15 protein-coding genes are annotated in these 19633 nt (G+C 31.0%); 8 read left to right on the forward strand and 7 right to left on the reverse strand.

All coding sequences use genetic code 11. The features are described from left to right. Positions 1 to 139 precede the first annotated feature (139 nt). The gene (locus tag B3I31_RS07790) at positions 140 to 565 is read right to left on the reverse strand and encodes a DUF2147 domain-containing protein (protein WP_038333244.1); all 426 of its coding nucleotides are present in this window, start codon (positions 563 to 565) and stop codon (positions 140 to 142) included. Positions 566 to 897: 332 nt separating this feature from the next. Here B3I31_RS07790 and epsC point away from each other — a divergent pair, with 332 nt between their 5' ends. The 3 genes from epsC to clpB all read left to right on the forward strand — a co-directional run bounded on the left by epsC (position 898) and on the right by clpB (position 5362). Further along, on the forward strand, positions 898 to 1671 hold the full coding sequence (gene epsC / locus B3I31_RS07795) for a serine O-acetyltransferase EpsC (RefSeq protein ID WP_125348924.1): 774 nt from the start codon (positions 898 to 900) through the stop codon (positions 1669 to 1671). A 12-nt stretch (positions 1672 to 1683) separates the two neighbouring features. Continuing rightward, entirely contained in the window at positions 1684 to 2592 is a 909-nt protein-coding gene (cysK, locus tag B3I31_RS07800) for a cysteine synthase A (protein WP_038333247.1), read from the forward strand. A 157-nt stretch (positions 2593 to 2749) separates the two neighbouring features. Then, entirely contained in the window at positions 2750 to 5362 is a 2613-nt protein-coding gene (clpB, locus tag B3I31_RS07805) for an ATP-dependent chaperone ClpB (protein WP_180905441.1), read from the forward strand. Between the two features lie 53 nt (positions 5363 to 5415). Here clpB and B3I31_RS07810 read toward each other — a convergent pair whose 3' ends face one another. Beyond that, positions 5416 to 5925 (reverse strand): DUF2480 family protein, encoded by a 510-nt coding sequence (locus B3I31_RS07810; RefSeq protein ID WP_221855726.1) that lies wholly within the window; start codon positions 5923 to 5925, stop codon positions 5416 to 5418. Positions 5926 to 6025: 100 nt separating this feature from the next. On the opposite strand from B3I31_RS07810, the gene lpxB reads away from it, so the two are divergent. The 4 genes from lpxB to B3I31_RS07830 all read left to right on the forward strand — a co-directional run bounded on the left by lpxB (position 6026) and on the right by B3I31_RS07830 (position 9732). Next, positions 6026 to 7138: a lipid-A-disaccharide synthase gene (gene lpxB, locus B3I31_RS07815; RefSeq protein WP_286494960.1), complete on the forward strand. Its 1113-nt coding sequence runs from the start codon at positions 6026 to 6028 to the stop codon at positions 7136 to 7138. Between the two features lie 246 nt (positions 7139 to 7384). After that, positions 7385 to 7825, forward strand: a complete 441-nt coding sequence (locus B3I31_RS07820) for a hypothetical protein (RefSeq protein WP_180905443.1) — start codon at positions 7385 to 7387, stop codon at positions 7823 to 7825. Between the two features lie 13 nt (positions 7826 to 7838). After that, the gene (locus tag B3I31_RS07825; RefSeq protein ID WP_038333274.1) at positions 7839 to 8396 is read left to right on the forward strand and encodes an RNA polymerase sigma factor; all 558 of its coding nucleotides are present in this window, start codon (positions 7839 to 7841) and stop codon (positions 8394 to 8396) included. Beyond that, complete coding sequence (locus tag B3I31_RS07830) at positions 8383 to 9732, forward strand: outer membrane beta-barrel protein (RefSeq protein ID WP_038333276.1); 1350 nt, start codon at positions 8383 to 8385, stop codon at positions 9730 to 9732. The genes B3I31_RS07825 and B3I31_RS07830 overlap by 14 nt, the downstream gene beginning before the upstream one ends. 16 nt (positions 9733 to 9748) lie before the next feature. Here B3I31_RS07830 and B3I31_RS07835 read toward each other — a convergent pair whose 3' ends face one another. Then, on the reverse strand, positions 9749 to 10186 hold the full coding sequence (locus B3I31_RS07835; protein ID WP_260391932.1) for a DUF2141 domain-containing protein: 438 nt from the start codon (positions 10184 to 10186) through the stop codon (positions 9749 to 9751). A gap of 76 nt (positions 10187 to 10262) precedes the next feature. Here B3I31_RS07835 and B3I31_RS07840 point away from each other — a divergent pair, with 76 nt between their 5' ends. After that, positions 10263 to 12227 (forward strand): ComEC/Rec2 family competence protein, encoded by a 1965-nt coding sequence (locus tag B3I31_RS07840; protein ID WP_286494961.1) that lies wholly within the window; start codon positions 10263 to 10265, stop codon positions 12225 to 12227. On the opposite strand, the gene B3I31_RS07845 is transcribed toward B3I31_RS07840, so the two are convergent. The 4 genes from B3I31_RS07845 to B3I31_RS07860 form a co-directional block, all read right to left on the reverse strand. Next, positions 12217 to 12660: a thioredoxin family protein gene (locus tag B3I31_RS07845; RefSeq protein ID WP_125348917.1), complete on the reverse strand. Its 444-nt coding sequence runs from the start codon at positions 12658 to 12660 to the stop codon at positions 12217 to 12219. The two genes, B3I31_RS07840 and B3I31_RS07845, sit on opposite strands and share 11 nt — an antisense overlap. A 15-nt stretch (positions 12661 to 12675) precedes the next feature. Beyond that, positions 12676 to 14760 carry a peptide MFS transporter gene (locus B3I31_RS07850; protein ID WP_291087866.1) on the reverse strand — a complete coding sequence of 695 codons (2085 nt, stop codon included), beginning with the start codon at positions 14758 to 14760 and terminating at the stop codon, positions 12676 to 12678. A gap of 29 nt (positions 14761 to 14789) precedes the next feature. Continuing rightward, a complete protein-coding gene (locus tag B3I31_RS07855) occupies positions 14790 to 16271 on the reverse strand; it encodes a peptide MFS transporter (protein ID WP_291059789.1) in 1482 nt (493 codons plus the stop codon). A gap of 170 nt (positions 16272 to 16441) precedes the next feature. Beyond that, the gene (locus B3I31_RS07860; protein ID WP_291087869.1) at positions 16442 to 18601 is read right to left on the reverse strand and encodes a S9 family peptidase; all 2160 of its coding nucleotides are present in this window, start codon (positions 18599 to 18601) and stop codon (positions 16442 to 16444) included. Between the last annotated feature and the right edge of the window lie 1032 nt (positions 18602 to 19633).

Genomic DNA, 19633 nt, shown 5'->3' on the forward strand with positions numbered 1-19633 from the left:
TAGAAAATCAAAACCTTAGTTTTGAAGTTACAAATTTACGTAAAAAAAATAATGACTATTCTTTTAGAAATAGTCATTATAGAGTAAAATTTTGTGGGTTTGATTACTCAGAGTAACCTTTTCGTTTTTGTTTTGATTTTTATTTAACTCGTTGCCAAGTTTGCGTTCTTCCTACAAGAGAAATCCCGATAAAACCTCTTACGTCTAATTTATCATTTCCGTTAAGAGACATTTTTGCTTTGTATTCCTTTCCACTATTAGGATCAATGATTTTTCCACCATTCCATTCTTTTCCATCTTTTTTAAGACCAGAAAGAATTTGCATTCCTAAAATTGGTTTATTTTTTAATGCTCCTGAACAATCTGTACATTTTGCATCTTCTTTTCCTTTCGTTAAAATCTTAGTGACTTTACCATAAAGTTTTCCATCTTTCTCGAAAATCTCTACGTAAGACTTCGCCTGTTTTGTCTCATCATCAATTGTTTTCCAAGTTCCTATTGGTGATTGCGCATACATTAAAGATGTCAACATAAAGAATAATCCGAATAAAATTGATTTTTTCATATTTTTATCCTTTAAAATTTATTTCACTAAAATAACTATTTTTTAGTGTAAATAAAACACTACGCTTTATTTTTTATAAAAATAATCTCTTTTAAACATAAAAATTCATTTATAACATTAATTATCAATCATTTAATTCAATAAATATTTTTAAATAAATAATTATAAATTTTATTCATAAAAGTCAAAATAGTGTATTATTATGCTTACATAGCAATAATAAAAACGAAGGCATTTTTATGGTTTTTGTCATTTTTATGACAATTTCTTCTTCAAGAATAAAAAAATGAATACATTTGTCTACTATTTTTATAGAGTTTATAGATTGAAGAATGAATCAGCTTACGAAATACAGTTTACCATTTAGAAAACAAGAAGTAGAACCTTTGATAGAATCCATTATTTATGATGAGATTTTTCAACAACCAAATCCTTTGTACAAGAAAGAAGATTTACTCAATCAATTCAATTCTATTTTGTTAAAAATTGTTCCTGAGGAGAAATCGAATCAAATTAGTTTATATTTTTTTGAACAATTTGCACAACTTAGACAAGAATTAGAGGAACTAATTTTTGTTTTTTATGCAAATGATCCTGCATCTAAATCGGAAATTGAAATCATTTTAGCCTATCCTGGTTTTTTTGCAATTGCAATTCATCGTTTAGCACATATTCTCTACAATTTAAATACGCCTATTCTTCCTCGTTTTTTTTCCGAATATGCACATTCTAAAACTGGAATTGATATTCATCCTGGTGCTTCAATTGGAAAAAACTTTTATATCGATCATGGTACAGGAATTGTCATTGGAGAAACAACATTGATTGGTGATAATGTGAAAATTTACCAAGGCGTAACATTAGGAGCGTTTTATGTTTCGAAGAATTTGGCTAATAAAAAACGTCATCCAACAATAGAAAATAATGTCACAATTTATGCTGGAGCAACTATTTTGGGAGGAACAACAATTATTGGAAAAAATTCTGTAGTCGGCGGAAATGTTTGGATTACAGAAAGTATAGAAGAAGATTCTGTTGTCTATCAAGAGAATCAACCACAAATAAAAAAACAAAAAAAAGAACAACATATCAATTATATCATCTAAAACCTTACAACAATGATTTACAATAATGTATTAGAAACCATAGGAAATACACCAATTATTAAACTGAATAAATTATTTCCTAACCATAACGTTTATATTAAAGTAGAAAAACAAAATCCGGGTGGATCAATAAAAGATCGTATTGCTTTGGCAATGATTGAAGATGCTGAAAAAGCTGGAATTTTAAAACCTGGAGGAACAATTATAGAACCTACTTCGGGTAATACAGGAATTGGCTTATCATTTGTTGCGGCTGTAAAAGGTTACAAAATGATTATCACAATGCCAGAATCGATGTCAATTGAACGTCGTAAAATTATGGAAGCTTATGGTGCTGAATTTGTTTTAACTCCAAAAGAATTAGGAATGAAAGGCGCTATTGCAAAAGCACAAGAATTAGCCGAAACAATAGAAGGCGCTTGGGTTCCGCAACAATTTGAGAATAATTCGAATCCGACAGTCCATTACAATACAACAGCAAAAGAAATCCTTGAAGATTTTCCACAAGGAGTTGATTATTTAATTACAGGAGTTGGAACAGGCGGACATCTTTCTGGAATTGGAAAAGCATTAAAAGAAGTTAACTCTTCAACAAAAGTTATCGCTGTAGAACCAACAGATTCTCCTGTCATTTCAGGAGGAAATCCTGGTCCACACGCGATTCAAGGAATTGGAGCAGGATTTATTCCTACTAATTTAGATACTTCAATCGTTGATTCTTCTACTCAGATTACAAAAGAAGAAGCATTTGAATTTGCAAAAAAAGTGGCTAAAGTAGAAGGTATATTTGTCGGAATTTCTACAGGTGCTTCATTGGCTGCAGTTGCTAAAACTTTGAATGAAGTAGACAAAAACACGAAAATATTAACTGTCAACTACGATACTGGCGAACGCTATTTATCAGTAGAAGGTTTATTTTAAATACTATAAAAATTTTTAAACGAAAGGAGATATTGACAAAATGTCTCCTTTTTTTATTCAACAAAGTCAAAAAGTCAGTTTTTAGGTTTTATTTCTACTTTGGAATTTTTTTTGATGAAATACACCAAACAAAACCAATATAAAAAACTAAAAACCAATGGATTTTAATCAATTTACAATAAAGGGTCGTGAAGCGATTCAAGCAGCGCAGCAAATTGCAGTTGCACAAAAAAATCAAGCAATAGAACCAGCTCATATTTTAGGTGGAATGATAGATGTTGATGAAAACGTGTTATCATTAATCTTAGAAAAACAAGGTGTAAAAATGGATATGTTGAAACCTGAGTTGGATTTAGAAATCAATAAATATCCAAAAATAGAAGGTCAACAAGGAAATCATCTTTCCAATTCATCTAACCAAATTTTGCAATCTGCACAAGAAATTGCAAAAGAGATGAACGATGATTTTATCACCTTAGAGCATTTATTATTAGGTATAATCAAGAATGTATCGCCTGTAAGTCAATTATTAAAAAATAGAGGTGTAACATTCGACAACACAAAAAAATTAGTAACAGAATTGAGAAACGGAGAAAGAGTAACTTCTGAAAACGCGGAAGGAACATATAATTCATTAAACAAATACGCTAAAAACTTAACAGATTTAGCAAAAGAAGGAAAATTAGATCCTGTAATTGGACGTGATGAAGAAATTCGTCGTGTTTTACAAATTCTATCACGTCGTACAAAAAATAACCCAATCCTTATTGGTGAACCAGGTGTTGGTAAAACCGCTATAGCAGAAGGTTTAGCACATCGTATCATCAATGGAGATGTTCCTGAAAATCTTTTGAATAAACAAATTTTTTCATTGGATATGGGAGCTTTGGTTGCTGGTGCAAAATACAAAGGTGAGTTCGAAGAGCGTTTGAAAGCCGTTGTGAAAGAAGTAACCGCTTCGAATGGAGAAATAATTTTGTTCATCGATGAGATTCACACGCTTGTTGGTGCTGGCGGCGGCGGAGAAGGTGCAATGGATGCTGCAAATATCTTGAAACCTGCTTTGGCTCGTGGCGAATTACGTTCGATTGGTGCTACAACTTTGAATGAATATCAAAAATATTTTGAAAAAGATAAAGCTTTAGAACGTCGTTTCCAGAAAGTAATGGTAGAAGAACCAGATGAAGAATCGGCTATTTCTATTTTGCGTGGAATCAAAGATAAATACGAGCAACACCATAAAATTGGAATTAAAGACGAAGCAATTATTGCGGCTGTAAAATTATCAACACGTTATATTACAGATCGTTTTTTACCAGATAAAGCCATCGATTTGATGGACGAAGCAGCTTCTAAGTTGAGAATGGAAATGAATTCTAAACCAGAAGATTTAGATAAATTAGATCGTAGAATTATTCAATTAGAAATCGAAATTGAAGCGATAAAACGCGAAAATGACGAGAAAAAATTGAATCTTTTAAAAGAAGAATTATCTAATCTTCAAGATGAAAGAAATCAATTGAATTCGAAATGGGAAGCGGAAAGAAATCGTGCCGATGAAGTTCAAGATTTAAGAAAATCTATCGAAAATATCAAATTCGAAATTGAGCGTGCAAAACGAGATTACGACTATGCAAAAGCTTCCAAATTAGAGTTTGAAGATTTAGTTAATGCAAAAAATAATTTAGAAGAAGCTGAACATAATCTAGAAGAAAATAAACAAAATAAACTGGTAAAAGAGTTTGTTGATGCGGATGATATTGCAGAAGTTGTATCGAAATGGACAGGAGTTCCGGCTCAGAAAATGATGCAATCTGATCGCGAAAAATTATTGAATTTAGAAAACGAATTACACAAACGTGTTTTAGGTCAAGAAGAAGCAATTATAGCAGTTTCTGATGCCATTCGTCGTTCTCGTGCAGGTCTTAGTGACGAAGGAAAACCAATCGGTTCGTTCTTATTCTTAGGTTCAACTGGTGTTGGGAAAACTGAGTTGGCAAAAGCCTTAGCCGAGTTCTTATTCGATGATGAAAATGCAATGACTCGTATCGACATGTCCGAATATCAGGAGCGTCATGCAGTTTCTCGCTTGGTTGGGGCACCTCCGGGTTACGTTGGTTACGACGAAGGTGGTCAGTTAACAGAAGCGGTTCGTCGCCGTCCTTATTCAGTTATTTTGTTGGACGAAATTGAGAAGGCACATCCAGATGTTTTCAATATTTTGTTACAAGTTTTGGATGACGGACGTTTGACAGACAACAAAGGTCGTGTGGTTAACTTTAAAAATACGATTATCATTATGACATCGAATTTTGGTTCTCATACGATTTTGGATAAATTCTCAAACATTGACGAAAATAATGTGGCACAAGTTTATGATGAAACAAAAGATGTCGTTTTTGAGGAATTGAAACAAAACTTTAGACCAGAATTTTTGAATCGTATTGATGAAATTATTTTGTTCCGTCCATTGAGTGAAAATCAAATTTCTGGAATCGTGAATATCTATTTAAGCGGAGTTGCGAAGAAATTAGCACAACGCGATATTACATTAGATATTACGCCAGAAGCTGTCGATTATTTAGCAAGAAAAGGCTACGATCCTCAATTCGGAGCAAGACCATTGAAACGAGTTATTCAACAAGATGTATTAAATGAACTTTCAAAAGAAATTTTAAAAGGAACAATAAATGATAATGATGCGGTTTTAATCGATTATTTCGAAGAAAAACCTGGAGATAATAAATTAGTTTTCAGAACTAATCAATAAGTATTTTACGATTTTATTCATGTGTAAAAAATCCGCTCGTTGAGCGGATTTTTTTATTTCTTCTTTTTATAAAGCGGAACAGTGCTACACGCTTCACCAAACATTAACGAGCTTACAATTGGTTGTAAACGTTCAATTAACTGAATATAAGCCGATTCTGGCACAGGTTTGTGAGAGCAACCTTTCACTATTATTTTTCCATCAACATAATCTTCATAAGGCAAATGATCTACAATTTCTGTGTACAAAATCGTATCCAAATCTTGCAAACTTCCATGTACAATTCGTTTCGCAATTGGCGACAAATAGGTTGCAACCAACAAATAAGCCCAAGACGGAACAATCGCATCCGCAGTACACGTTAACGCTACATATTTATCTTGATATTGTGTCCAATCATGATTTTTAAGATTTTCTCTAAAATCCTTTTCTCTAAGAATCAATTCTTCATATAACCAATCTTTCAAGTCAAAAACAACACGATCTCCATCAGGATAATAATCCTGTAAATCAATTGTTACTAAACTACTATTGGCAACTTTATTTATAATTTCGTCTGACATTTTTCTTTGTTTGAAAGAGTAAATTTACGCAATAAAAAACATTGAAATCTACTCCACTTATAGATTTCTCCTATCTTTGTAAGAAGAAAAATGATTTCCATTGAAATACTATATCATTGCAGGTGAAGCTTCGGGCGATTTGCACGCATCGAACTTAATGAAAGAATTAAAATTAAAAGATCCACAAGCTGAATTCAGATTTTGGGGAGGAGATTTGATGCAAACGCAAGGCGGAACTTTAGTCAAACATTACAGAGATTTGGCGTTTATGGGTTTTGCTGAAGTTGTAATGAATTTGAGAACGATTTTAGGAAATATTTCGGTTGCTAAAAAAGACATCGAAGCTTATCAGCCAGATGCAGTTATTTTAGTTGATTATCCTGGTTTTAATCTCAGAATTGCTGAATTTGTAAAAAGTCTTGGAATTAAAATTTACTATTATATTTCGCCACAAATTTGGGCTTGGAAAACTGGTCGAGTTCATAAAATCAAAAAAGTTGTCGACAAAATGTTTGTGATTCTTCCGTTCGAAGAAGAATTTTATCAACGTTACAATTACAAAGTAGATTTTGTCGGAAATCCATTATTAGATTCGTTGAATAATCTTCCGCCAATTGATGAACAACAATTTAGAAAAGATCATAATTTAGACGAAAGACCAATTATTGCTTTACTTCCTGGAAGTCGAACACAAGAAATTAAAGTCAAATTACCTTTGATGCTTTCAGTGGAAAAAGATTTTCCCGATTATCAATTTGTTGTGGCTGGTGCACCATCTCAACCAATCGAAAATTATAAAAAAATTGCAGGCAACAACTTGAAAATTGTTGAGAATAGAACCTATGATTTATTACGAGTTTCTCATGCAGCCTTGGTTACATCAGGAACAGCAACATTAGAAACTGCTTTACTGAAAGTTCCAGAAGTTGTTTGTTACAAAGGAAATGCTATTTCGTACGAAATCGGAAAACGTGTTGTAAAAAACATTCGTTTTATTTCGTTGGTAAACTTGATTATGGACGAAGAAGTAGTGAAAGAGTTAATTCAATATGATTTAACTTACGAAAATATCAAACGAGAATTAGATTTAATTTTAAATTCTCCTAAACGTGAAAAAATCATGAAAAGCTACGAAGAATTGTATCATAAACTTGGTGGAATTGGCGCTTCAGAAAGAACCGCTTCACTAATTACTGAGGACTTAAAAAAATAATTAAAAAAAAGTAAAAGTTTGACGCAACCTTTTATTGTTTTTTTAATCTTGTAAGCTATAGATGTCATTCAGATCTAATTATTAAAATGTTTCAGGATTGACTTAATTAAAGTTTACACCTATTCTAACAAAGTAATCCTCTTGATTTTCAAGGGGTTTTCTTATTCTATATATTAATTTCTTATTCTTTCACGCAACCTTTTCTAAAATCTATATCTTATTTTTATAACGATTAAAACTCATACAATGAAATTAATGAAAAGATTAAGCATGTTTGCTTTGGTAGGTATTTTAGGTTTATCAACATTTAGTTGTTTAAATAATGATGACTCAGATTATATGAATTATGGTTTTTTAGCAACAACGGCAATTAATGTTCATGAAGACTCTATTCAGCCAGTAGGAAAAACTACAAATATTCGAGTAACGTACGAAAAAACAAATTCTTGTCAAAATTTTATTCAATTTAGCTCTTTACAAGGAAGTACAACTTTTAAACACAACATTGGTGTTTATGCAAGTCAAAGTAATGGAAACTGCACGCAAAATACTTCGTACGAAACAAAAACTTTGAAGTTTACACCTAAAGAAGCTGGTGAGTACACATTAAGATTTTGGACGGGAAATAAACCAAATTCAACTGAACCAATTTATGACTCAATTGTGTTAAATATCAAAGAAAAATAAAGTCCAATAAGTTTTGAATAGTGACTCTCTTGAAATTTTAATCAAGCAATGTCAAGAACAAAATAGAAAAGCTCAAGAAGAAATTTATGTTGAGTTTTCACCTGTTTTGTTCTCGATCTGTCTTCGTTATGCCGAAAATTATGAAGATGCGCAAGATATTTTTCAAGAGGGTTTTATTCATATCTTCAATAAAATAAATCAATTCAAATTCGAAGGATCTTTTGAAGGTTGGATGAAACGGATAATGGTAAATCTTAATTTAGAAAAACTAAAAAAGAAGAATAATTTACCTTTTGAAGATTTCGAAAATCTCATTATCACACAGGAAGATGACGACGAAGTTGAAGAAGATTTTGATTATCAACAGTTGTTAGAAGCCGTTCATAATCTTCCACCACAATATAGGCAAGTTTTTAACCTCTACGTTTTTGAAGAATATTCGCACCAAGAAATTGCAGAAATGCTGACCATTTCGGTTGGAACTTCAAAATCAAACTTATCAAGAGCACGAAATTTATTAAAACAAAAACTCAATCAATTAAAAACTGTCACAGAAGATGAACAAATTTGATCAACATATTAAAGATAAACTCTCGCAACCACAACTTCCTCCTTTGGATGCTTGGAAAAATATTCAGGAGAAATTAGACGAGAAAGAAAAGAAAAAACGAATCATTCCTTTATTTTATTGGATTGGTTCTACTGCGGCATGTTTAGTTGTGGGAATTTCTATCTATTATTTTAATCAAAATGATACAATTAACGTTAATCATATGCCGACTAATGAAGTTGTAAAAACAAAATCGACTTCTAAAGAATCTATCAAAAAAGATTGGAATAATATTGAACATACAAATGAAAAGTCTTTTGATAATAAGATTGTTTCTTCTGTAAAAAAATCTTCTAAATCAAATCAAAAAACAATTCAAAGTTCAAGTTCATATTTTGAAAATATAATTGGAGAATCAACTTTATTTTCGAATACAATTCCAAATCAAAAAGAAGATAAAACACTAGAATTATCTCAAAAGAATTCAACTCAAAAAGATAATTTTGTACAAAATAATTCTTCAATCAATCCAAAAAATGAAGTTTCTGAAAAAGAAACTAATCCTAAAATTTTAGAAGAAAAACCATTAGAATTAGTTCTTCAAGAAGAGGAAAAAAAGAAAGAGAAAGTAGAAATCAAACAGAAATCTCCACTTCTGACGATTTCTTCGTACATCAATCCAACAAAAGTGTTAGAATCAAAATCTATTTTAGCAAATGAATTTAATGATTACAACATCAAAAATAACATTACAGTTGCTTATGGCGCAAAAGTTTCTGTTCGATTAAATGATAAGATAAATGTTCGTTCGGGAATTGCAAAAGTTGAGTTGGAACAAAATACAACCAATATAAATTCGGGAATCAATACAGGTGTTTATGCACTTTCTGCAAGCATGCCAAAATCATCTAACAATATCACATATCATTCGAATATTCGAGTTGTAGGTGATAATATATCACATACAACAATGACCATGTTGTCTTCTGAAACCAATACTATGGAACAAAAAGTTCATTACATCGAAGTTCCATTAGAAGTTGAATATAAATTGGCAAGTTTTGATAAATTCAATATTATAGCAATAGCGGGAGGAAGTTATTTTGCTGTAACGAAAAATTCTATTTCATTAGCTGATACTAATACAAGATCAAATTATAAATTAGGCGAAGCAAATAACTTAAATAATTCGAGTTATAGCGCTAACGCTGGAGTTAAGTTAGAGTATAATTTATCAAATAAATCAAGTATAAATTTGGAACCAAATTATAGATATATGCTAAATCCATTGAAAAATGTAGATGCTAAAAATCCTTCTTTATTAGGATTGAATATAGGTTTTTCAATTAAATTTTAACAAAAAAAGACGAAGATTATTCTTCGCCTTTGTTATTGTTTAATTTGATTACAATTGTATTATTTTCTTCAGTCATATCCACTTTGGCTTCCTCAAAAGTTGGCTCACGCAAAATAGGATCTAAATTCTTAGAAAAACCATACGGTTCTTTACGCACACCCAAAAAACTTTTATCAAGCTGTTTATTATTGTTCGTATCCAAATACACTTTTACCGCATAAAATGTTGGCTCAATATCTTTAAAAACCGTTTCATACTTGTCTATATCAGCAACTGGAACGTACAATTTTTTGAATGCATTTTGACCTTTTGTATAATTTTCTACATTTCTATAAAACTCTATAGCCAAATTTCCTTTCATTTTCTTAAGGTTTGTGATTGATAGTTTTACATCAATTTGAGCCATTGCCATTTGAGTAAAAAATAACACAATTAATATAAGAATCTTCTTCATTTTTTTATTTTTTTAATCAATTCATTTACAAATAATTAAAACCTACTATTTGTAAAAAAATTTATAAATTATTAGGATGAAAAAGTATCTCTTTTTTACCCTAACAATTTGTTTCTCAATCGGAATAATTTTATCCGAATTATTAATTCCTGCTACAAATTTACGAATTATATTTTTTTCATTAATTATTCTACTTTTTATCTCTTTGTTAAAAAATAATAATCGTCAAAATATAATCACTTTTTTAGGCATTTCGATGATTTTAGGCTATTATATTCATCAAAATTATAATAGACATTCAAAAATTGATTTCGAATCTGTTTCGAGAATTCATTTACTAAAAGTCGTTTATAGTTCTAATTCTACCGAAAAATATACCAATTACGTTGTAAAAGATATTGAAACGAATGAGCAAATTTTACTTCATATCAAACCTCAACAACAAATTTTATATCCCAATGATGAAATCATAATTTTAGGAGAAAAAAGAGAAATCCAAGAACCGTTAAATCCATATCAATTTGATTATAAACGTTTCTTAAACAGAAAACGAATTTATTCTCAAATCTTTACAAATGAAATTATTTCTATTCACAAAGAAGGAAATGGATTTCGAAATTGGGTTGCCAAATCGAAAGTCAAGATTCGAAAAGAACTAACAGAACAAGGTTATTCCCTTGAAAGTAGAGCGATTATTTCGTCTATGCTTTTGGGTGATAGAACAGAGCTTTCGCAAGAACTCAATCAAAGTTATGTAGCAACAGGAGTTGTGCATATTTTATCCATTTCTGGTTTACATGTGATGATGATTTACATGATTTTACAATTCGTTTTACAACCATTATTAAAGCTAAAACAAGGTCGAAAAATTAGAATAATTATTAGCTTAATATTTATCTGGATCTTTGCTTTTTATGTCGAATTACAACCGCCAGTTTTTCGTTCTGCGTTGATGATTACCATTTATTATATTAGCGAATTACTCAACCGACCAAAAAATATTTTTCACACACTTTCACTTTCTGCTTTTATCATTCTAGTTTTTCAACCTAATTATTTGTTTGATGTTGGCTTTCAATTGAGTTTTTCAGCGGTCTTTTTCATTGTTTGGCTCAATCCAATTTTTGAGTATTATTGGAAAGTTAAAAATAGTTTCCTGAAGAAAATCAAGATTATGATTGAAACAAGTTTATCTGCTCAATTAGGAACTTTACCAATTTCGGTCTTGTATTTTAATCAATTTTCAGGATTGTTTTTATTTGGAAATTTAGTCTTGATTCCTGCTTCCTTTTTTATGATTTGTGGCGGAATAATTAGTATTCTTCTCATCATTTTCGATCTTAATATTCCAATCTATACATGGATTTTCAATCATTTTATCTATTACTCAAATCAATATATTTATTGGTTAGCGAACTTCAAGTTTATTGCAAAAGATGTTTACATCAGTTTATTTACCGCAATTTTGATTGGCGTTATTTTATATGCATCAAAACCATTGTTCCTAAAAAAATCTAAACTAGCATTATTTGTTTGTTTAATTTCTTTATTTCTAATTCAAGTGGAACGATTTCACCAAATTAATCAACTCAATCATTCGAATGAATTAATCGTTTTTAATCAATACAAGAATAGTATTATCGGCATAAGAAATCAACGAAGTTTAAGCATTTTAAGTGAAAATCCTTTAGATGAAAAAACATATAATTTTACGATTAAACCATATAAAATCCACGAAAGAATAAAAGATGTTAGTTTCTACTCTTATGATTCAGACTTTAAACATCAACATTTTATCAAACATCCAAATTCTATTGAAACGAAGTCATTTAAGCTCTTATTAAATGAAGAACATTCTGATATTCCTTTTTATGTGTTAATTCATCAATCAAATCTTTATCCTTTCGAAAATAATGAAAATTTAAAAAGGGTAATTGCTGATGCCAGCAACTACCCTTCTATTGTTACAGAACTCGAAAAAACTTCTGATTCTGTTTTATGGAAAACCTCTCAACAAGGTTATTTCTCGATTAAATTTTAATATCGTTTATGAAATCTGTTGAACTACGATAACCCAAAACGACTTTGTTGATATCTCCTTTTCCGTTCATCAAAACAGTTGCAGGATAACTCAATTGTCCGTTTGTAAAGGCATATGCCATATAATTCGCTTTAGCAGGCGCAATATATGTGTACTGAATTCCCATAAATTTTACCATATCCTTTGTTTCTGCATCAAATTTTACCGCAATGTAATTTTTGTTTACATAATCTGCGACTTTATTATCTGTAAAAGTTTCTTTGTCCAAACGCTTACAGAATCCACACCAAGTTGTATAAAAATTAATCAATACAGGTTTTTCTGGATGTGCTTTTATTTCCTTTGTTGCTTCGTCTAATGATAACCATTTAATTTCTTGTCCGAAAAGAAATGATGATAAAATTAGGGCAGCGATTGCTAAGCTTGATTTCATAAATTTCAATCTTTATTATTTAACTCCGTGCATCAATTTCTTCATAACTGGATTTAATGCGATAACGATTAAACCTGCTACAATTGGTACAATTGTAAAAATTAAGAAGAAAGTTGATAACGAATATTCTTTTGTAATATTTTCGATTTGACCTCCTAAAATGGCTGCCAATTTGTTACCAATTGCAATTGCAAGGTACCACATTCCGAACATAAATGCAATCATACGTGCTGGAACTAATTTTGATACGTACGAAAGTCCAACTGGAGATAAACAGAGCTCGCCCAATGTATGGAACAAATAAGCTAATACTAACCAGATGATAGAAACGCGAACGCCTTCTGAAATTCCGTAAGAACCGAAAGCTAAGAATCCGAATCCGATTGCCATAATGATTAATCCTAAACCATATTTTACAGAAGCTGATGGGTTGTATTTAGAATCCCAAACACGAGAAACTAATGAAGCTAATGCAATGATGAAGAAAGAGTTTAATGTAGAGAACCAAGAAACGGTAATTTCTACTTGAGAATCTTTAATTTCTGCTACTTTCGCAGGAACAACTTCAGATGGTTTGTTTTGATTTTTATATTCAGTATCTAATTTCACTAAACTTTCTGGAGAAACTAATACAAATTTATCTCCTTCTTTGTGAATGCTAATATCTGAACCTTTTGTTAAAGCGTCTTGAGAAGCTAAATTAATTGTTTCAGTAACAATTTTATCTGTAGAATTTGCAACATAAGAAGCCGTAACTGGTGTTTTATCAAAAACAGGTTGACCTTCTTCGTTCATCACTTGTTTACCAGAGTCGTCTAATTTAGCCGTTTCAATTGCTTGGTAAGAAACATCGTAAGAGTGAGAAGTCCAGTTATAGTTTAACATCCAAATTGCAGCAGCCCAAATTCCTAAGAAAGTAAACGCTAAAACAACATTAGATAAAGCCGCTTTTTTAAATGTTTGTTTTGCTAATAAAATCAATACATACGAGATGAACAATAATGGAACAACTGTTAATAATGTATTGAAAACGTTGAATGCCATTGCAGCACCTCCAATTAAGTTACGTTCTGTATTATCACGCGCAAAGATTACTAATGATGTAGCTCCTTGTTCGAAAGACATCCAGAAGAAGATAACGAAGAAAGCAAAAATAATTACCGCAATCATACGATCACGAACCACTTTTGTATAATTTGCCAAACGACGAATTACCACAAAGAAGAACAAGAATAATGCTACTAAAATAACGACATTTTGTCCTGATAATCCTCCGATAGAGAATGGGAATAAGTTAATTCCACCAATTGCATTTAACGGATCATTGAACGCATATCCTAATCCTAAAAGCGTCATAATAACGATCAATACTTGATCTAATACTGTAAAAGGATTTGGTTTTTCTCCTGGTTCGTATTTTGGTGTATCATCATCAGCAGTAATTTGATTTCCTGTTTTTGAAGGAACTTCACCAATATGCCCAAATAATGGTTTTGCTAACCAGAACTGTAATGTTCCTAATAACATGAAGATTCCAGCTAAACCGAATCCCCAGTGCCATCCTACTTTTTCTGCTAAGAATCCACATAACATCATTCCGAAGAATGCACCAGCGTTAACTCCCATATAGAAGATTGTGTAAGCACCATCTTTTTTCTCTGGGAAATCTTTATACATTTCTGATAAGATTGATGTCATGTTTGGCTTAAAGAATCCTGTTCCAATTACCAAACATCCTAATCCTAAGTATAAAAATAATGGAGTGTCAAAGGCCATAAAAGCGTGACCTAACGTCATAATTATCGCCCCTACAACTACTGCCCATCGATAACCTATGTATTTATCGGCAATAATACCTCCAAAAATAGGCGTAATGTATAGTAACATTGCGTAGGTTCCGTATAAAGCGGTTGCCTTTTCAATAGACCATTCCCAGCCTGGATTTAAACCAATAACTGCAGCTGTTAAAAACTGAATTAATAAAACGCGCATTCCGTAGAATGAAAAACGCTCCCACATCTCTGTAAAGAAAAGCACGAACAACCCTGACGGATGCCCAAGTACTTTTGAATCAAAGAAATTTTCTGATTTTGAACTCATGTTTGTTTGTTAAAAGTATTTCTTAAAAGTTATTTTACGTCTTGCATTAATTTGCGAATTAATGGGGATAAAGCGATTAATAATACACCTGCAATTAAAGCGTATATTCCCAAATCTTTGTAGCCATCAGTATAGGCAATCAATTTTGACATTAAAGTTCCTCCTGTATTTGCTTCAGACATTTCTGCTCCAATTTTCCCTGCAAAAAACTGACCAAAAGCACTTGCTAAAAACCACATCCCCATCATCATTCCAAATAGTTTTTGAGGAGATAGCTTCGTTATAATTGACATACCGATTGGACCTAAACATAACTCTCCTAGAGTAATTACTAGCCAAGTAAAAGTGAATAAATTAAGAGATGATTGTCCTGTATCGTTTACAAAGAATCGTAAAGAATAAAATAAAAAGAATCCTAATGATAAGAATAAAAACCCTATTCCGAATTTAATAATTGTATTAGGTTCTATTTTCTTTTTAGCTAACCATATCCATAACAATCCTGCTAATGGACTTACTATGATTATAAAAAATGAATTAGCACTATTATTAATAATATTTGGATCAATTTCGAAGAATAGTAAATTATGTACTAAGTTATCTTTTGCGAAAAGAGATAAAGAACCTCCACTTTGTTCATAAATAACATTAAAAATCAAATACATAACAATAAAAATAAAAGCTGCTAAAACTTTTTTCTTATAACTATTATTTAATTTTAATATCTCGAATCCTAAATACAAAAGCGCAGCAATACCAATTCCGTACATAAAATAATCGGTTAAATCACTTCTATGAATTAAGAAATATATTAAAGGTAATATAACTATTGCACCAACGTAAACAGCTGTTTCTTTAAAAGTCCTTTTTTGTATACTATCTTTTTCTAATGGAGTGTTTCCTATAGGTTCTAAACTTTTTTTAGTAGCAAAATAAGTTATCAAACCAATCACCATTACAATTGCTGCTGCTAAGAAACATAAACTCCAAGAGTAATATTTTCCCAAATAAACACACAAAGCACCTCCTAAAAGACCTCCTATATTTATTCCGGCATAAAACATTCCATAACCTGCATCACGTCTTACATCTCCTTCTTTATACAATTCACCTACCATTGATGATATATTGGGTTTAAAAAAACCTGTTCCTATAATGGTGCAGGTAATTCCTACATAAAACATTGTATGAGGATCATAGGCAATGATTAAATTTCCGATGACCATAAAAAGACCTCCAAAAACTAAAGACTTTTTGAAACCTAATATTTTATCAGCGAAAATACCTCCAATAAATGTAAATGCATAAATAAATGCTTGTATTGCGCCATATTTCAAATTAGCATCTTTTTCTAAAAGACCTAGTTGGTCTGTCATAAAAATTGCTAAAACACCTCTCATACCGTAGAAACAAAAACGTTCCCACATTTCTATCGTAAACAAATACCAAAGCTGTTTGGGATATTTTCCTTCAAAGTTTTGTATTTGATCCAACGTTAATTTTTGACTCATGATTTTTTAACTATGCACTAATATATCCTTTAGATTTTATTAGCAATCAACGAAAGTAAAAAAAACCTCCGACAATGCAGAGGTTTTTTTTATTTAATGTATGATTTTTGTCAATTTGAATAATGTTTCATCTTATTCATTGGCGTATTCTAATAAATACAGCTTTTTTCTTACAAATTCTTCTTGATAAAGTTTGTCATTTTACGGTAAAGCTGAATACGCGTGTTTCCACCATAAATCCCGTGATCTTTATCTGTATAAATGGCCATATCAAAATCTTTGTTCGCTTGTACCAAAGCTTCTGATAATTCGAATGTGTTTTGTGGATGCACATTATCATCAGCAGAACCAGAAATTAATAAGAAATTACCTTTCAACTCGTTTGCATAATTAATTGGTGAATTGTCATCATAACCAGATGCATTTTCTTCTGGTGTACGCATAAAACGCTCTGTATAAACAGAATCATAATAACGCCAGTTTGTTACAGGAGCAACAGCAATCGCCGCTTTGAACACATCATTTCCTTTGAATAATACATTCGAAGCCATGAATCCTCCATAAGACCAACCCCAAATTCCGATACGAGATTTGTCCACATAAGGTAATTTACCAATTTCTTTTGCCGCAGCAATTTGATCTTCTACCTCATATTTTCCTAATTGTAAATACGTTTGCTTCTTGAAATCTTCTCCTTTGTATCCCGTTCCACGACCGTCAACACAGAAAACGATATAACCTTCTTGTGCCAACATCATGTGCCAATAATCATTTGAGTTGAAATACGCATTATTTACATTCTGAGAACCTGGTCCAGAATATTGATACATCAAAACTGGATATTTTTTGGTTGGATCAAAGTTTTTTGGTTTGATTACGTAAGCATTTAATTCGTTTCCTGCTGTCGTTTTCAACACAAATAATTCTTTTGTTCCAATATTATCTGTAGTCAATTTATCTTTTAAAGAAGTATTGTCAACGATAACACCCAAATCTTTTCCAGATTTAGATTCAACCAAACTAATTGTTTTTGGAGTTGTTGTATTCGAAAAAGTATTAATGAAATACGTAAAATTCTTACTGAAAGCAGCCGAATTTGTTCCATTATTTTTCGTCAACATTGTTGTTTTCTTACCATCTAAACTAACCGAAGAAATTTGTCTTTCTGTCGAAATACGTTTTCCATTATTTGAGTTTGATTGATAATAAAGTGTTTTATTACCAGGATTATACCCATAGTAATTCGTTACCTCCCAATCTCCTTTCGTCACTTGGTTAATTAGCTTTCCGCTATCTGCATAATGGTAAATATGGTTATTTCCATCGCGCTCAGAAGTCCATAAGAACGAATTATCTGCTAAAAATTCTAATGTTAAATTATCCGTTTCTATCCACGCTTTATTTGTTTCAGTAAATAATTTATTTACTTTTTTCGTGTTGATATCATAAAACGAAACATCTACATTATTTTGATGACGGTTAGACGTTACAACCGTTAATAAATTCGCTTTTGAAGAGAACTTAATTTTCGGAATGTAATAATTCTGAACTCCGCCTAAATTAACATTTGCAGTTGAGTTATTCTTCGTATCAAAAACATGTAACGAAACTTCCGAATTGTCTTGTCCTGCTTTTGGATATTTGTAACGTAATTCTTGTGGATAAAGATTATTGTGGTAAATCGGAATATTAATTTCTTTGACTTTCGATTCGTCAAAACGAACATAAGCCAAAGACGTTCCATCAGCATTCCAATCAAAATTTCTTACAAAACCAAATTCTTCTTCATAAACCCAATCATTAATCCCGTTGATAATATTATTCTTTTTACCATCAGTCGTAACTTGCGTTACCTTGTTCGACTTTAAGTCTTGAATGTATAAATTATTCTCAAAAGCAAAAGCTACCTTAGAAGCATCTGGCGAAAACAAAGGCTCTTGAATTCCTTTTCCATCAAATAACAATACTTTCGATTTTGTTTGTGTATCATACACTTCAAACTTTGCTGTAAACGAATGGCGATAAATTTGGTGCGAATTAGTTTGCAATAAAACGTAACGCTCATCAGAACTAAATTCATAACCTTCAAACTTTCCAGGAACGACAACTACATCAGAAGTCTGACCTTTTTTCAATGTCGATTCATACGAACGTTTTACCAATCCGTCTTTTGTCAGAATAGTATAATTTTCTCCATCGTTCAATGAGTTCACACCGTACAAAGAATTTTCGCGGTATTTTCCGCCATATATCCCTTCAATGGTTATTTGTTGTGCATAAGAATAAGCACCCATCGCAAGGATAGCCAAACTTAAAATAAATTTTTTCATATTAATTTTCTAATCATGTGAGTTCAAACAATCAAATATAAACAATTCTATTTTCTCAAATAACACATTTCCTCGAATAATCGATTATAATCGTTCATATAAACAAAAAACTATTCTCTATTTTATTTTAAACAATTTACAGATAATCGTATTTTATCATTTTTATCAAGAATATTATTAATTCAATCAAAACAATTTAAAATAATCAAATAGTTATAATATAATCATTTAAACAATACAAATCACATTTTTTGCAAAAAGTGTCCACAAATGTCCGGTTTTGTCCACATTTGTCCACTTCTGTCCTCCAATATTTTTATCAATAATAGATTTAGGTTAATCTTAATTCTTCTACAAACCTTTGTGTATCTATGTTTCGGCTTATCTCCAAAAACAGCTCATTTTACTCTTGTTCGACCATCGTTCGACCTTTGTTCGACCGTCCTTCGACGAACTTGCGGAAAAATGCACCTTTGCGAGGACAATGGTCGAAGAACGGTCGAAGAAAACACGAATAAACTCTATAGAGAGTTATAAAAAAAATAATAACGTTGCAGTAAAAAATTAGTACGAAAGAAAAATAATTTTGTCTGATATGAATACCTTCACTCAACGATTAAATGCTTCTTTCAGAGCATTTTAAATTACAAACTTGTTTGTTCAAAACTGCACTCTCACGCAATCAGTGTTTTAACCTAAAAATCTTTGGTGTATAATAATGATTATGTTTAATAGACCTTAATAATGTAAATATTGTTTATTTTCTATTTGAAAAATGATTTCTTATTCCTTTCATCATGTTAAGATAAATAAGTCTTATACCTTTTCTTATACTGTATTTTTTTTAGGATTTCCAAATCAAGATGAAACAAATGATGGAAGAAGAATGAATTGACAAACGAACACAGTTGCCAATACTTTTATTCAACACGTAATAGGGTCGATTAATAAACTAATTTTATCAATTTGATAGATATAAAAAAAGGATTTTTAAAACAAAATCCTTTTTATAGGCAATATCCAAAAAACTGT

The organism is Empedobacter sp. UBA3475, assembly GCF_002378465.1.
Lineage (GTDB): Bacteria > Bacteroidota > Bacteroidia > Flavobacteriales > Weeksellaceae > Empedobacter > Empedobacter falsenii_B.

Excerpts from the sequence above, each read along its gene's own strand:
- B3I31_RS07845 (WP_125348917.1), bottom strand. The coding sequence starts at position 12,660 with ATGAAATCAAGCTTAGCAATCGCTGCCCTAATTTTATCATCATTTCTT.
- B3I31_RS07850 (WP_291087866.1), bottom strand. The coding sequence starts at position 14,760 with ATGAGTTCAAAATCAGAAAATTTCTTTGATTCAAAAGTACTTGGGCAT.
- B3I31_RS07790 (WP_038333244.1), bottom strand. The coding sequence starts at position 565 with ATGAAAAAATCAATTTTATTCGGATTATTCTTTATGTTGACATCTTTA.
- clpB (WP_180905441.1), top strand. The coding sequence starts at position 2,750 with ATGGATTTTAATCAATTTACAATAAAGGGTCGTGAAGCGATTCAAGCA.
- B3I31_RS07810 (WP_221855726.1), bottom strand. The coding sequence starts at position 5,925 with ATGTCAGACGAAATTATAAATAAAGTTGCCAATAGTAGTTTAGTAACA.
- B3I31_RS07860 (WP_291087869.1), bottom strand. The coding sequence starts at position 18,601 with ATGAAAAAATTTATTTTAAGTTTGGCTATCCTTGCGATGGGTGCTTAT.
- B3I31_RS07835 (WP_260391932.1), bottom strand. The coding sequence starts at position 10,186 with ATGAAGAAGATTCTTATATTAATTGTGTTATTTTTTACTCAAATGGCA.
- B3I31_RS07830 (WP_038333276.1), top strand. The coding sequence starts at position 8,383 with ATGAACAAATTTGATCAACATATTAAAGATAAACTCTCGCAACCACAA.
- B3I31_RS07840 (WP_286494961.1), top strand. The coding sequence starts at position 10,263 with ATGAAAAAGTATCTCTTTTTTACCCTAACAATTTGTTTCTCAATCGGA.
- B3I31_RS07855 (WP_291059789.1), bottom strand. The coding sequence starts at position 16,271 with ATGAGTCAAAAATTAACGTTGGATCAAATACAAAACTTTGAAGGAAAA.
- B3I31_RS07820 (WP_180905443.1), top strand. The coding sequence starts at position 7,385 with ATGAAATTAATGAAAAGATTAAGCATGTTTGCTTTGGTAGGTATTTTA.
- cysK (WP_038333247.1), top strand. The coding sequence starts at position 1,684 with ATGATTTACAATAATGTATTAGAAACCATAGGAAATACACCAATTATT.
- epsC (WP_125348924.1), top strand. The coding sequence starts at position 898 with ATGAATCAGCTTACGAAATACAGTTTACCATTTAGAAAACAAGAAGTA.